15 protein-coding genes are annotated in these 14,610 nt (G+C 35.0%); 11 read left to right on the forward strand and 4 right to left on the reverse strand.

The window, feature by feature from the left end; all coding sequences use genetic code 11:
• From BN38_RS11165 to BN38_RS04395, 11 genes are all read left to right on the forward strand, one after another.
• Nucleotides 1-147, forward strand: coding sequence for a CD1871A family CXXC motif-containing protein (locus tag BN38_RS11165; protein WP_094777096.1), 147 nt, complete (start codon nt 1-3; stop codon nt 145-147).
• A complete protein-coding gene (locus BN38_RS04350) occupies nt 140-994 on the forward strand; it encodes a 4Fe-4S binding protein (RefSeq protein WP_044565769.1) in 855 nt (284 codons plus the stop codon). Before BN38_RS11165 ends, BN38_RS04350 begins: the two co-directional genes overlap by 8 nt.
• Entirely contained in the window at nt 984-1,691 is a 708-nt protein-coding gene (locus BN38_RS04355) for a TlpA family protein disulfide reductase (RefSeq protein WP_044565770.1), read from the forward strand. The genes BN38_RS04350 and BN38_RS04355 overlap by 11 nt, the downstream gene beginning before the upstream one ends.
• Before the next feature lie 91 nt (nt 1,692-1,782).
• Entirely contained in the window at nt 1,783-3,558 is a 1,776-nt protein-coding gene (locus BN38_RS04360) for a C39 family peptidase (protein ID WP_044565771.1), read from the forward strand.
• Nucleotides 3,559-3,612: 54 nt separating this feature from the next.
• A complete protein-coding gene (locus tag BN38_RS04365) occupies nt 3,613-3,906 on the forward strand; it encodes a hypothetical protein (RefSeq protein WP_044565773.1) in 294 nt (97 codons plus the stop codon).
• Nucleotides 3,907-3,997: 91 nt separating this feature from the next.
• Nucleotides 3,998-4,441: a MaoC/PaaZ C-terminal domain-containing protein gene (locus BN38_RS04370; protein WP_044565774.1), complete on the forward strand. Its 444-nt coding sequence runs from the start codon at nt 3,998-4,000 to the stop codon at nt 4,439-4,441.
• Nucleotides 4,442-4,518: 77 nt separating this feature from the next.
• Nucleotides 4,519-5,133 carry a superoxide dismutase gene (locus tag BN38_RS04375; RefSeq protein ID WP_044565775.1) on the forward strand — a complete coding sequence of 205 codons (615 nt, stop codon included), beginning with the start codon at nt 4,519-4,521 and terminating at the stop codon, nt 5,131-5,133.
• Nucleotides 5,134-5,476: 343 nt separating this feature from the next.
• Nucleotides 5,477-6,709, forward strand: coding sequence for a dicarboxylate/amino acid:cation symporter (locus BN38_RS04380; protein ID WP_044565776.1), 1,233 nt, complete (start codon nt 5,477-5,479; stop codon nt 6,707-6,709).
• A gap of 82 nt (nt 6,710-6,791) precedes the next feature.
• Nucleotides 6,792-7,454, forward strand: a complete 663-nt coding sequence (gene sdaAB, locus BN38_RS04385) for an L-serine ammonia-lyase, iron-sulfur-dependent subunit beta (RefSeq protein ID WP_044565777.1) — start codon at nt 6,792-6,794, stop codon at nt 7,452-7,454.
• Nucleotides 7,455-7,462: 8 nt separating this feature from the next.
• Nucleotides 7,463-8,341 carry an L-serine ammonia-lyase, iron-sulfur-dependent, subunit alpha gene (gene sdaAA, locus BN38_RS04390; protein ID WP_044565778.1) on the forward strand — a complete coding sequence of 293 codons (879 nt, stop codon included), beginning with the start codon at nt 7,463-7,465 and terminating at the stop codon, nt 8,339-8,341.
• Nucleotides 8,342-8,469: 128 nt separating this feature from the next.
• Complete coding sequence (locus BN38_RS04395) at nt 8,470-9,624, forward strand: iron-containing alcohol dehydrogenase (protein WP_084593747.1); 1,155 nt, start codon at nt 8,470-8,472, stop codon at nt 9,622-9,624.
• 337 nt (nt 9,625-9,961) lie between these two features.
• Here the strand turns inward: BN38_RS04395 and BN38_RS04400 are convergent, their stop codons facing one another.
• From BN38_RS04400 to uxaC, 4 genes are all read right to left on the reverse strand, one after another.
• Nucleotides 9,962-11,413, reverse strand: a complete 1,452-nt coding sequence (locus tag BN38_RS04400; protein ID WP_044565779.1) for an ATP-binding protein — start codon at nt 11,411-11,413, stop codon at nt 9,962-9,964.
• A gap of 157 nt (nt 11,414-11,570) precedes the next feature.
• The gene (locus tag BN38_RS04405) at nt 11,571-12,560 is read right to left on the reverse strand and encodes a sugar kinase (protein ID WP_044565780.1); all 990 of its coding nucleotides are present in this window, start codon (nt 12,558-12,560) and stop codon (nt 11,571-11,573) included.
• Nucleotides 12,561-13,187 carry a bifunctional 2-keto-4-hydroxyglutarate aldolase/2-keto-3-deoxy-6-phosphogluconate aldolase gene (locus BN38_RS04410; RefSeq protein ID WP_044565781.1) on the reverse strand — a complete coding sequence of 209 codons (627 nt, stop codon included), beginning with the start codon at nt 13,185-13,187 and terminating at the stop codon, nt 12,561-12,563. It abuts the gene before it with no gap.
• A 9-nt stretch (nt 13,188-13,196) separates the two neighbouring features.
• Nucleotides 13,197-14,603, reverse strand: coding sequence for a glucuronate isomerase (gene uxaC / locus BN38_RS04415; RefSeq protein ID WP_044565782.1), 1,407 nt, complete (start codon nt 14,601-14,603; stop codon nt 13,197-13,199).
• Nucleotides 14,604-14,610 lie beyond the last annotated feature (7 nt).

Below are 14,610 nucleotides of genomic sequence, written 5' to 3' on the forward strand. Positions count from 1 at the left end.
ATGAAAAAAATTGACAAAAAAGTAATAAGAAATTTAATATTTGTCACTTCTCTAGTCTTTATGGTATATGGGGCAAGTCGTGGCGAAGTAGACACTGTTTTTCACAAGGCAGTAAAACTATGTTTGGAGTGTATAGGAATTGGATAAGAAAAATCCCAGACATATTATACAAGCTCTAGCGACACTAGTTTATAACATACATATACCAAACTTTTTCAAAGGGAAAATCTATACTGGGCCAACGAAGAAAATTTGCCTGCCTGGATTAAATTGTTATTCATGCCCAGGTGCTGCTGGAGCCTGTCCTATTGGTTCCCTGCAGGCTGTTATGGGCAGCAAGAAATATAGATTTTCCTACTATGTTTTTGGCGTAATGGCATTTTTTGGAGTAATGTTTGGAAGACTCATATGTGGCTTTCTTTGCCCTTTTGGTTTCTTCCAAGATTTGATCCACAAAATCCCAAGCCCAAAATTGTCCACTAAGAAACTTTGGCCCCTCCGCTATATCAAATATGGGATTCTGTTTTCCTTAATCATAGCCCTAGGCCTAGTCTTAAGAGATGTGTACGAAGTAATTCCTCCCTATTTTTGTAAGTACATCTGTCCACAAGGGATTCTAGAAGGTGCATTTCCCTTAGCGCTTAAAAATCCTTCACTAAGACTTGGTATGGGAGCCTTATTTAATTGGAAACTAGGAATTTTGATAGTAACCATAATCTTATCGACCATATTTTATAGACCTTTTTGTAAGTGGATTTGTCCACTAGGTGCATTTTATGCTTTCTTTAATAAGTATAGTTTTTACCAAATGGAAGTAAAAAAATCAAAATGCATAGACTGTGGCAAGTGCGCTAGAGTTTGCAAGATGGACGTTGACATTAGGAAAAATTCCTGCCATAGCGAATGTATAAGATGCAATGACTGTGTCAAAGCTTGCCCTACTAAGGCCATATCAACCTCAATGATAAAAAGGAGAGAAATTGATGAAAATTAAAAAATTTAATGCTATTTTATTAGCAGCTCTAATGCTTACAGCTTGTGGCAACCAAAAAGCTGAAAAAACTGAAAATGAAACTAAAACTGAAGCTAAAGCAGAAACTGAAGATAAAACTGAAACAAAAGAAGAAACTGCACCAGCTGAGGCCATGGAATCTATGCCTGAAGGAGCAAATGTAGTAAAAGAAAACTTGCCTATAGATGAACCAGAAACAAATGGCGAAAAAATCACAAAATTACCAAACTTCACATCAAAAGACCAAGATGGCAAGGATTTTACTAACGAAGATATTGCAAAAAATGATGCTACAGTAATAAACTTGTGGTTTACAGGATGTTCAGCTTGTATAGACGAAATGGACGAGCTAAACGACCTTGCAGATGAGCTAAACAAGGAAGATGGAGTAGAATTCCTATCAATGTGTACAGATGTAAATTACGACGAATCTACCAAGGAAGCTTTTGATAGAATCGTAGCTGACAAAAAGCCGACATACAAGACACTTGCAGTTGACTATGAGGGCGACATGAAAGACTACCTAGAAAACATATTTGCCTATCCAACAACTATAGTTGTAGACAAAAATGGCAATATCATAGGAGATCCAATAGAAGGCGCACTTATTCCAGAAGAACAAGTAGCCAAACTAAAAGAAAATATTAAAAAAGCTGTTGAATCTTCAAAAAATAGCTAAGAGGTGCACATTTATATGTGCATTTTTTATATGTTGATTAATGGAATAAAGCATTATATAATTGAAGGAGATTATTGTAAAGGAGCTAATAATGGCTAATAAAAAAATTCTTACTTTATGTGCGGTGATATCCTTATCTACATTTTTGAATACAAATGTAGCAAATGCAGCTGACACATCTCCCAAAGATAATAATTATATAAATGAAAATATAGAAATCACAGATAATGATACAGAAAAATCTGCAAATGAGGAGATTACTAATAAAGTTTCTGATCCTAAATTAGAAGAATTAAATAGCAAAGATCAAATAAGTACATTCTCGAAAGATTCATCTGAAAATGCTCCGCTTGTATATTATAAAGACATAAATCTAGATGAGCTTTTGCCTTTATTTAAAGAGGATTACCAAAGCCCAGATACAAAACCAGACAAAGAAGAAAATAATGAAATAGCCGAAGAAAAAAAGGAAAGTCAAAGTACCTACAAGCTAAAAAATGACACCATATACCATTTAACAGACAGCAAGGAAGAAAAAGCAAAGAATACTTGGGCCAATATTGGGGGTCATGTGTACTTTGCTGGCAAAGATGGCAAAGCCTACCAGGGCCTACAAAAAATTTCAGGCAATCAATACTACTTTGATAAAGAGTACAAATTAACTGTCGATCAAGCCTTTATAGCTGATGGCGGCAAATACTATGCAGGGCAAGATGCTACAGTCAAACTTAGGGAAAATGCCAAAAAAGGCTGGGCTGGCCTAGGAGAAAAATCATATTATTTTGATGAAAAAGGGAAATTGCTAAGAGGTCTACAAGATTTAGGCACCAATAGGTTCTACTTTGATAAAATCGATGGACTCATGCTTAGAAATCAGATAATAAATGAAGGTTTTGACAAAATCCATACAGGAGATAATGGAGTAGCCCACTATGTGGGTTGGGATTATTACAATGGAAAATTAGGATATTTTAATTCCAACGGTACATATTCTAAGGGTCTTAAAAAAATTGATGGTATGACTTATGGTTTTGATAACGCTGGTAAAATCTATAATCGCCAATACAAAAAAATCGACAACCAATGGTGGTATTTTAACAAATATGGCGAAGCTTCCAAATCAAACGGCAACTTCCCAAGAGGATGGGTAGGAGATAGGTATTATTTTTCTGATGGAAAACCAGCTGAAGGAATTCAAACCATTAATGGCAAAACATATATTTTTGATGAATTAACCCTAAGAAAACAAAGAAACGTAGAAAAAGTATTCAACCACAAAAGATATAGAACAGATGGTAACGGAGTGGCAAGATATATTGGGGAAGTCAACCAGTATCCAGCTCAAGCTGGAACTAGAGGACAATTTAGACCAGGATTTAGTAAGTATTTAAATCGCAAGACCCCATACTTTACCCAAAACGACCCTAGATGGAGGTACAAGCCATATGCTTCAGGCAATTTTGGTGGATACGCTTGTGGACCAACAGTCATGGCTATGGTTTTAAATAGAAAATTAAACAGAAACGACATTTATCCAACAACTACAGCAATAGATGCCAGACCTTATACAGCATGGAATGGAACAGATTGGCAATATCTAATCGAAGGCCCGGAAAATTATGGATTAAAATCTTACCCAGTACCAGTAAATGAAAAAGCCTTCATCCAAGCCCTAAAGAAGAACCCAATCATAGTAAGAGTTGGCAATGGTTACTTTATAAATGCTGGGCACTATATGGTTATTGACTCCTACAAAGATGGCAAGTTCTACATTAACGATCCATTTTATTCAAAGAAAAATACTATGGAAGCTCACGACTTTTGGAGATTAAAACAAGAAGTTACTGTGGCCTGGGAGATAAAATAATAATTTATTAAATCTTTAATTAGGTAAATATGGTTAATCATAAGGAGGTTTGATATGGTAGCTATGACAGTGATATTGGGTCTTACCTATTTGATACTTGGAATAAAATTCTATAATACAAAAATGCTTCACTTATTAAATGGTATCAATATTGAAAAAATAGATGACCCTGTAAAATTAGGAAAAAATGTGGGTAAAGCTTACATAATATTAGCCATTTTATTATTTTTAGAAGCAATTGCTTATAGGTCCTTTTGGCTCTCTCAAAATTCATTTGTATTTTGCCTTGTAGCAACTGTCATTCTCGGCCCTATAATAATGACTATAGTATTAAGTCAATATATTTAACTTTAGCACCCTTTATGGGTGCTTTTAGTTTGCAAAAACATATAGATATTTATTTGCAAATTGGGTATAAAATTTCCTAAGAGGTGAAGATATGTATTTTGAAGATTATAAAGTAGGTATGGTTTTTGATGACGAAATCGAGCCTATATCATTTACAGAAGAAGAAATTATAGAATATGGCAAAAAATACGATCCAAGACCTATTCATATAGACAAAGAGGCTGCGGCGAAATCCAGATTTGGGAAAATCATTGCTCCCGGTTCTTTTGCAAATATGGCCTTTTGGGGGCAATGGGTCAAAACAGGCATAGATATGGATGGACTTGTTGCTGGCGCATGGCTAGATGGTGGCCAGTGGATAAAGCCAGTATATGCAGATACTCTTTATGATATAAAGGTAGAAATCACTGAAAAGAAAGTAAGACGTGAAGGTGTTGATGGATTTGTGACCTATAAAATGACGGCCTACGATCCAGATCAAGAACCAGTTGTGTACTACGAAGCTACAGGTCTAGTAAATTATAATAATAAATAATGATTTTCATTATCAATTGTGGGTATATATTAAGTGTAAATTAAAATAAAAATTAAACCATTAGGAGGTTTTATATAATGCTAGAACTTAAGAAATTACCTTACGAATATGATGCACTAGAGCCAGTTATCTCAAAAGAAACAATGACATTCCACCACGATAAGCACCATCAAGCTTATGTTGATACAGCAAATAAACTTTTGGAAGGCACAGGCTATGAAGAAAAATCTTGTCCAAAGTGCCTATTAAAGGATATAGAAAATATAACAGATGATGCTGACAAAAAACAAAAACTTATCAACAATCTTGGCGGGGTATTAAACCACAACCTATTTTGGGATACAATGACTCCAGGTGGATCAAGTGAACCTGTTGGTGAATTGAAAAAAGCAATTGATGAAAAATTTGGATCATTTGATGCATTCAAAAAAGAATTTGAAGAAGCAGGCAAGGGTCAATTTGGTTCAGGTTGGGCATGGCTTGTTGTAAGTGAAGAAGGTCTTGAAGTTATCTCTACAAAAAATCAAGATAACCCAATTCTTTGCGGCAAAACACCACTTCTAGGCAACGATGTTTGGGAACATGCATACTACCTAGACTACCAAAATGCAAGGCCTAAATACTTAGAAGAATGGTGGAAGGTTGTAAATTGGGATGTGGTTGAAGAAAGATACCAAAAAAATTGCAAATAATATTTTGACTTAAAAATCAAATAAATGTAAAAAGCTTATCCTAGTTCTCAAATATTGAGATGCCATTAAGGATAAGCTTTTATTGTTTTATTATTATGCGATTAGGAATAAATAGTTAAAATTTTGTAAAATTTTAATATCAAGTCTTGCAAAAAACGTTTTTATACTATATAATGTAGTTCTAGATTATAACTGAAGACTAGATAGATTCTAAGATTTGTTGGGGAAATGAACAATAAAATATAAATTTGAAAAAATTTATGTTTTACTGTTTTAATTTTGCCAAAAATAGGTTATAATTTAGTTGCAAAGGTTTACATAATAATATATATAGGAGAATTTTATGGGACGTTTAAAAAACATTGGACTTGTTCCAAAACTAATCGTTGCAATCATTCTTGGTATCCTAATAGGCACATATATGCCAGCTTGGTTTACAAGAATATTTGTAACATTTTCTAAGATCTTTGGATCATTCTTATCATTCATTATTCCATTAATGATTTTAGCTTTCGTTACCAAGGGTATCGCAGATCTTGGTGAAGGGGCAGGAAAATTATTGGGTATAACAGTATTAATAGCATATTGTTCTACATTAGTAGCTGGAAGCTTATCATATGTCATGGCTAGCAATATATTTCCAAAATTCATTACTTCAGCTCAAGTAGATGCTATTACAGCTTCAGAGGGAAGTGGACTTGAAGCATATTTCACAGTTCCAATAACACCATTTTTTGATGTAACTAGTGCATTAATTTTTGCATTTATGATGGGTATTGCTATTTCTTGGTTACGTAAGAATAACAAGGGTGAAGTACTTTATAATGCGGTTTCTGAATTTAACTTAATTATTGTAAGAGTTCTTGAAGTTGCAATTGTACCAATACTACCATTTTTCATCTTAGGTAACTTCGCAGATATGGCACATTCTGGAACAGTGTTTGCAGTACTAAGCATATTCTGGAGAATATTCCTATGCATAGTAATCCTACACCTACTTTATGTAACACTAATGTTCATAATTTCAGGTTCTTACACAGGTAAAAACCCATTTGCTATGATTAAAAATGAAGTAAAGGGATATATGACAGCCGTTGGTACACAATCATCTGCTGCAACAATTCCAGTAAACTTACAATGTGCAGCAAACAACGGTGTTAGCCGTGAGATTGCAGACTTCGTTGTACCTCTTGGAGCAACAGTACACATGCCAGGATCTATGATTACAATCACAGGTTGTGTATTTACAATTTTATACATGTACAACCTTCCACACTCATTTGGATTAATGCTTTCATTAATCGCAACATTGGGTGTAGCTATGGTAGCAGCACCAGGAGCACCAGGCGGGGCTGTAATGAGTGCATTGCCATTCTTACCAATAGTAGGTATTTCACCAGAATCAGCAATGGCAAGTTTGTTGATTTCTCTATATCTAACCCAAGACTCATTTGGTACAGCAGCTAACATTTCAGGGGACGTTGCAATAGCAGCAGCAGTAGATAAATTTTATAATAGAAAAATCTTAGGCAATAAGGATTGGACACCAGCACCAGTTGTTGAAAATCCAAGATAGAATAAATTAGCCTTTGCAAATTAAAAGAAGGTAGCACAACTATGTTTGCTACCTTTCTTTATCAAAACATAAAGGAGATTATATGACAGTTAATGCGTCAATTTTCGATATCATAGGCCCAGTAATGGTTGGGCCAAGCTCTTCGCATACTGCAGGAGCTTGTAAAATAGCAAATGTAGCAAGAAAGATTGTTGAGCCAGGTTTCAATGAAGTTGATTTCTACTTGCACGGATCTTTCGCAGCAACCTACAAGGGTCATGGTACAAATAGAGCCTTGGTTGGTGGAGTTTTGGGCTTTGGACCAGAAGATGATAGAATCATCAATGCTTTTGAATATGCAAAAGAACAAGGCATAGCTTATGACTTCATAGAAACAGACCTTGGCGATGTTCATCCAAACACTGTAAGAATCATCTTCAAATACCCTGATGGAAGAGAACCAATTGATATAGAAGGATCCTCAATCGGTGGTGGAGCAATAGTTATCACAAAAATTTATGGCAACAAGATAGAATATTATGCAAACAAACCAACTTTATTTATGTCATATGGAGAGCAAAAGGGCATAATTGCCTTTGTTTCAAACATACTCTTTGACCATGGTTACAATATTCACCTAATGAAAACCATCAAAGAAGGGGATAATGTGATGCTTGTTTGCGAACTAGACGAGCCACTAACAGAAGATGTATTGGAATTAATTAGAAAAGGTAAAGACTTTACCTTCATTAAATATTTACAATAGGAAGAATTATGCTTACAAAATTTGAATTATTAAAAGAAAGATGCCAAGAAGAAAACTTAACTTTGTGGGAACTATCCATAAAAGATGAAATAGAAAATACAAAAAAAACTGAAGAAGAAATATTTGATAGACTTCAAAGAACACTTGATATAATGAAAGAATCTTCACATCAAGCCCTTGATGTAGCTGTAACATCAGTAACAGGTATGACAGGTGGCAATGCAAAGACCATGAATGATTATTTCTTGGGAGGAGAATCAATACTTGGGGAAACTGCAGCAAAAGCTATGGCTATGGCCCTATCAACAAGTGAAGTAAACGCAGCTATGGGTAGGATAGTAGCAGCTCCAACAGCAGGAGCATCAGGAATCCTTCCTGCAACACTTATGACCATGTATCACAAATACGGTTATGACGATAGAAAACTAATGGAAGCCATGCTAGTAGCAACCCAAATTGGCCAAGTAATATTTGACAATGCAACCTTTGCAGGAGCAGAAGGTGGATGCCAAGCAGAAACAGGATCAGCAGCAGCAATGGCAGCAGCTGCAGCAGTGTATCTTCGTGGATATGATATAGAAACTCAAGGAAAAGCTGCAACTTGTGCCCTACTAAACATCATGGGCCTAGTATGTGACCCAATCGGTGGCATGGTAGAATTCCCATGTAACCTTAGAAATGCAAACGGCGTAATGAATGCCCTAGCAAGTGCTGACATGGCTATGGCCGGAGTAACTATGTATGTAACATTTGATGAAGCAGTAGAAGCTATGAAGAGAGTAGGAGATAGCCTACCACACGGACTTAGAGAAACAGGAGAAGGTGGTATAGCAGTATGCCCATCTGCCCTAAAACTAAGAGCAAAATATATTGACGGTACAATGTAAAATTTGTGAGTGAGCCAAGTATGGCTTGCTCTTTTTTTGCCCAATTTTAAATTGGTCTATTGATTGACAAACAAAGTATCTTAGCATAAAATAATGATAAATAATAAATTAACAAAAGGAGAAAAATTATGACAATGAAAGCTTACAGTGTACCAAGAGTTATTGTTCACGGTGAAAATTCCCTAGATTATCTAAAAGAACTTGATGGCAAAAAAGCTACTATAGTTACTGGTGGCTCTTCTATGAAAAGGTTTGGTTTTTTGGACAAGGCCAAAGAAATCCTTGAAGAAGGTGGTATGGAAGTTCAAATAATAGATGGAGTTGAGCCAGATCCTTCTATACAAACTTGCAAGGACGGCGGAGCAAAGATGTTAGAATTTAATCCAGATTGGATAATTGCCCTAGGCGGTGGATCTGCTATGGACGCTGCTAAGGTAATGTGGGTTTATTACGAACATCCTGACTATGACTTTGCTAAACTTGCTAATTTCGAAAATCCACCACTAAGAAATAAGGCAAAGATGGCTTGTATTGCATCAACATCTGGTACAGCATCAGAAATAACAGCATTTTCTGTAATCACAGATACAGAAAACAAGATCAAATACCCACTAGTTCACGCAGACTTTGTTCCTGATGTAGCTATAGTTGATCCAGAAATCCCAGCTAAGATGCCTCCACTTATCACAGCTCAAACAGGTATGGATGTTATGACCCATGCAGTTGAAGCATATGTTTCAACAAGTGCCGATGACTACACATCACCTCATGCCCTAAAGGCAATAGAACTTGTATTTGAAAACCTAAAGAAAGCCTATGATAATGGAGAAGACCTAGAAGCGAGAGAAAAGATGCACGACGCTTCAACCCTTGCAGGTATGGCATTTTCAAATGCATCTCTTGGTATAGTTCACTCCATGGCTCATAAAATTGGCGGTATTTTCCACCTAACCCACGGAGAGGCCAATGCTATTATGCTACCTTATATCATTGATTACAATAGAAAATCAACTGATAAATACGATGAATTAGAAAAACTACTTGGTATTGATGATATAGCAGAAGAAATCAGAAAATTAAATGCATCAGTAGGAATTTCAGCAAATATCAAAGATGGAAAAAATACCGTAATTGAAGAAAAAGACTTCGAAGAAGTATTAGATGAAATGAGCAAAAATGCCTTTGCCGATGCTTGTACACTAACAAACCCAAGAGAAACATCAGCTGAAGATATAAAGAAAATATATAAAGCAGCTTATTACGGAGAAAAGATAGATTTCTAGTAAATCACTCATTAAATAGAAATGGGGATGTTGCAAATTGATATGTATATATAGTTCCATCACTGGAGTGCACTATCAGAAAGTTTGAACTTTAGCCAGTCGGCTGACAGAGACCTTTCTGGTAGGGTGCTCGAATGATATAGGAACGATTTATCTATTTTGCAACAGCCCCTATTTTATTTCTAGGTAGATATAAATAAATCACCGGAGATATTTTTTTCCTCTTATTTTTACATTTTACTCACCACAGCTCAACATTGCTCACCACAGCTCAACATTGCTCACCACAGCTCAACATTGCTCACCACAGCTCAACATTGCTCACCAAATCAAAATATTATTCAAAACTAATATTAAGTGAGTAATATTGATTACTATCTGTGACAGAAGTTCCATGCCAAATTAGCAAACCTTTACTTTCTAAATCTTTTAGCATTTGTCTACAAAAGGACTTGCTCCTATTAACTAATTCGGAGGCTTTGCTAGTATTAATTGTACTCCCACTATTGTACATGAAGTGTAATACCAATTTTTCTTCATCACGTAAATTATCAAAAAGTTCATCCGAAATAGATCTTTTAATATTATCTTCTACTCTTAAATTTCTATTTAAAATATTATTTTCTAAAATTAATAATACATTATCATTTGGTTCAGAATACGATGGATCTTTTAAAAAGAATCGTTCCATTTCAGAATATATTCTTTTTACTCCTTCATTCATCTCTTTGACCCAACCGAATTCACTTAGCACTCTAGCTATCCTCGGATTTCTTGAATATCTTTGGTGTAGTATATTTTCTATTGTAACTATATTAGGCAATAATCCTGGACTAATAATTTCTAATCTATCATCAAATATTAATACTTTTATATGTTCTCCTCTTATTGAATAATTTCTGTGAGTTAGAGCATTTACTATACCTTCAAACCATGCAAATTCCGGGTATTCTGGCATTGATTTGAATTTCCCATCTTTATCAAGATATTGAAAATCACGGAGCTGAGTATTTATAAATTCTCTTGAATCTCTTATAATATTTGGAATTGCACTATCAAAAGTTTTTTCTTTAATAATATTTATTTCAGTACCTACATTTTGATGCATGCCATTATACTTTATAACTCTAAGCCTAGCTTGTGGTAAAAATTTGCTTGGATTTTTACCAAAGAGCAAGATTCCTGCATTAGTGATATTACCATTGATAATAAAATTCCTAGCCTTTAGTACTTCTTCGTTTGTTAAATCGGTAGAATTCATTATTTTCTTATATTCGTTAATAAGGTCTTTATCAATATCTTCTATAGTTGCTCCAGAAACAATCTCATCTTCGAAGAATCTTTGCCCTCTATCATATTGTAGCTGTAAAATTTGTTCGAAATTTAGTTCTTTTGATTTGTCATTTTGTCTTAAATATACTTTACCATCATAAGATTTTATGACTCTATCTGTTGAAGGATCAATAGAAATTATAAGAATTTTATCCTCTTTACCTTTATTATTTTTTACATCAAGTAAATTAAACTTAACTTTAATAGGCGTTTCTCTTAATTCTGTAATGGCAATATTTCTGAACTCATCTATTTTATGAGCTTTATTATAATTAAAACCTGTAATATCACCATCATCTTCTATACCAATTACTAACTGACCACCTTCAGCGTTTGCAAATGCAACTAAATGTTTTAGAATATATAATGGTTTTATTCTAGCACTTTTTCTATCAAAAAATTGATTTTCTCTTTGTTTAGAATAAAAAGAAATATTATTTAAAATTTCTTTATTCATTTTCTTATATTATCCCCTTTTATGCTTTATCATAAGATTGATTTTAGATTGTTATTAATTTACCTATATTATAACGTTTATTAGGAAAAGTGCATAATATTTTGAATATAAAAAAACAGAGACAGTATTAATACTTATCTCTGGATTTTTATAAATATTATCTTTGCACCAAAGTAGACCCACCCTTTGCTAGATTTTCTATTTCTTCTTTACTTACTATATTTGCATCTCCAGGAATAGTGTGTTTCCATACGCTTGTAGCTGTGGCAAATTCTAGAGCTTCTTGGATAGGTTTTTCGTCCAATATTCCGCTTATAAGTCCTGTGGTAAAGGAGTCTCCGCCACCAACCCTATCTACTATGTCAAATTCATATTCTTTGCTAGTGTAGAGATTTTTGCCATCGTAAAGTTTGGCTTTTAGACTGTTATGGTTTGCTGAGTGGCTTGTTCTAAAGGTAGATGCTGCAATTTTTAAATCATATGTTTCTACCATTCTCTTTAGCAGATTTACATGTTCATCTGGGGCTAAGTTTTGGTCGATTTCTAGTAGAATATCTGGGGTAAATCCTATAACAATATCGGCATAAGGCAATAGTTTTGCCATTACTTGATTTGCTTTTTTCAAATCCCACATTTTTGCCCTATAGTTTACATCTATAACAATTTCAAGATTTTTTTCTTTGGCTTTTTTTAGAGCTTCTTCTGTTATTTGGGGAAGATTATCACTTATAGCAGGTGTGATTCCTGTCACTAGGAAGATATCCTTACCTGTAAAAATCTCATCCCAATCAAATTCTTCGGATTTGGCTGATGAAATAGCAGAATTTTTCCTGTCATATATAACATTACTTGCTCTGACTGATGAACCTGTTTCTAGGAAATATAAGCCTAGTTTGTCTCCACCATATACTACGTACTTGGTGTTTACTCCAAATTGACGTATAGAATTTATTGCTGCATGACCTAGGGCATTATCTGGAACTTTTGTGACATAATATGGATCATATCCGAGATTTGCTAGAGCCAAAGCAACATTTGCTTCTGCACCTCCGTAGTTTATGTCAAAATTTCTTGCTTGTAAAAATCTTTGGTAATTTGGAGGGGATAGCCTCATTAGAGCTTCCCCAAATGCTACAATTTTTTTCATCTATTCCCTACATTCTGCTATTTTTGCTAGATATTTTTTGGCCTGCTCTACTATTTCATCGTGGCTACCTTTAACAAGATTTGATCCAGCGCCTACGGCAAATACTCCAGCAGCAAACCAATCTGCAATATTATCTAGGCTTACTCCACCTGTGGGCATAATATTAGCTTGTGGAAGTGGGCCGTGAATAGCTTTTACATAACTAGGGCCTGGAAGAGAACCTGGGAATAGTTTGATTAGATCAACTCCGTATTCTAGGGCTTTTGTCATTTCTGTAAATGTCATGCATCCAGGCATATAAGGTACTTGGTAAAGATTGCACATTTTAGCAACTTCTTCACTAAAACCTGGAGATACTATAAATTTTGCGCCATTTAATATAGCTAGTCTTGCTGTTGTGGCATCCATCACAGTTCCGGCTCCAAGAGTTGCTGTGTCTGGGAGTTGGTCCTTAAGTTCCTTGAATACATCTAGGGCGTTTGGTATTGTAAAGGTTACTTCTAGGATATCAATGCCACCATCGATGAGGGCCTTGCAATATCCTAAGGCTTCATCTTTGGAATTGCCCCTAATTACAGGAACAATTCCTAACTCGTGAACTCTGTTTAGTACTTGATATTTTAACAAAATAGCCTCCTATAATTTAATAATATTTTTGGCGTTATTAAAGCAGATATCTTCTATCATTTGTCCAAGGAATTGTTCATCCCATGGATATTCGCCGTCAGCAACGATTTGACCTACGAACCTACATAATAATCTTCTGTAATATTCGTGTCTAGGATATGATAGGAAGGATCTTGAATCTGTAATCATACCGATTGATTTTGCAAAGGCGCTAGTTGCTGACATTATTTTCATTTGTCCAAGCATTCCTTCTTTGTGGTCAAGATGCCACCAACTTGGTCCAAGTTGAGCAGTTAGAACACCTTCATCATTTCCTCTATTAAATGAACCTGCTATTGTTGATACAGGGTAAAATTCAGCTTCATTTAGTGGGAAAATAATAGTTCTTGGCAAGCCATTTATCTTTTCAATCTCATTTAGGAGATTGGCTAGATTTTCTGCATAGTATTGGTCGTTTGTAGCATCTCCGCCAACATCGTGGCCTAGTTCTTCTTCTAGCTTGGTAGAATTATCGCGGATAACTCCTAGGTGAAGTTCCATAGCCCAGTCAAAGTCCTTATAATTTTTGCCTAGCCAAATCATAAGACTAGTTTTGTAGGCGTCTTCTTCTTTGATAGAAAGTATTTGGCCTGAAAGTTTTTTCTTGATAATATTGTCAATTTCCTCATCGCTTGCTTTTTCAAATGGGACGTATTTAAAGGCTTGATCGCTTGCTCCACATCCTTTTTCTTTGAAGAATTCCATTCTCTTGTAGAGGGCATCTTTCAAAGTTTTGAAGCACTTGATATCCACTCCAGATGCTTCTGAAAGCTTTTTGATGTAGGCACCATAGTCTTCCTTTTCTATGGCAATGGCCTTATCTGGTCTAAAGGCTGGTTTTACTATAGTTTCAAAAGACTCATCTTCTTCAAGTAAATCGTGGTAGTGGAGGTCATCAATTGGATCATTTGTTGTGCATACTGCAGCAACATTGCTCATTTTTATAAGGCCACGTGGTCTAAAATCATCTGTGGATAATTTTTCATTGGCAATCTTATAAATCTCTTCGGCAGTATCTTTTTCTAGGCAATAATCTATGCCAAAGTAGTTTTTAAGTTCCAAATGAGTCCAGTGGTAGATAGGGTTGCCTATTAGGTATGGCATAGTAGCAGCGTAAGCTTTGAATTTATCAAAGTCATCCGCATCTCCTGTTATAAGTTCTTCGTCTACACCAACGGCCCTCATAACTCTCCACTTGTAGTGGTCTCCGCCAAGCCAAGCCTTTGTAATTGATTCGATTTTTTCGTTTTTATAAATTTCTTCAGCTTCAAGGTGGCAGTGCCAGTCAAAAATGGGCATATCTTTTGCGTAATTATGATATAAAGTCTTGGCGTATTCAGTGTTTAATAAAAAATCATCTGTCAAAAATTGTTTCATGTTATAG

The sequence above is a fragment of the Anaerococcus provencensis genome (genome assembly GCF_000312365.2).
Classification (GTDB): Bacteria; Bacillota; Clostridia; order Tissierellales; family Peptoniphilaceae; genus Anaerococcus; species Anaerococcus provencensis.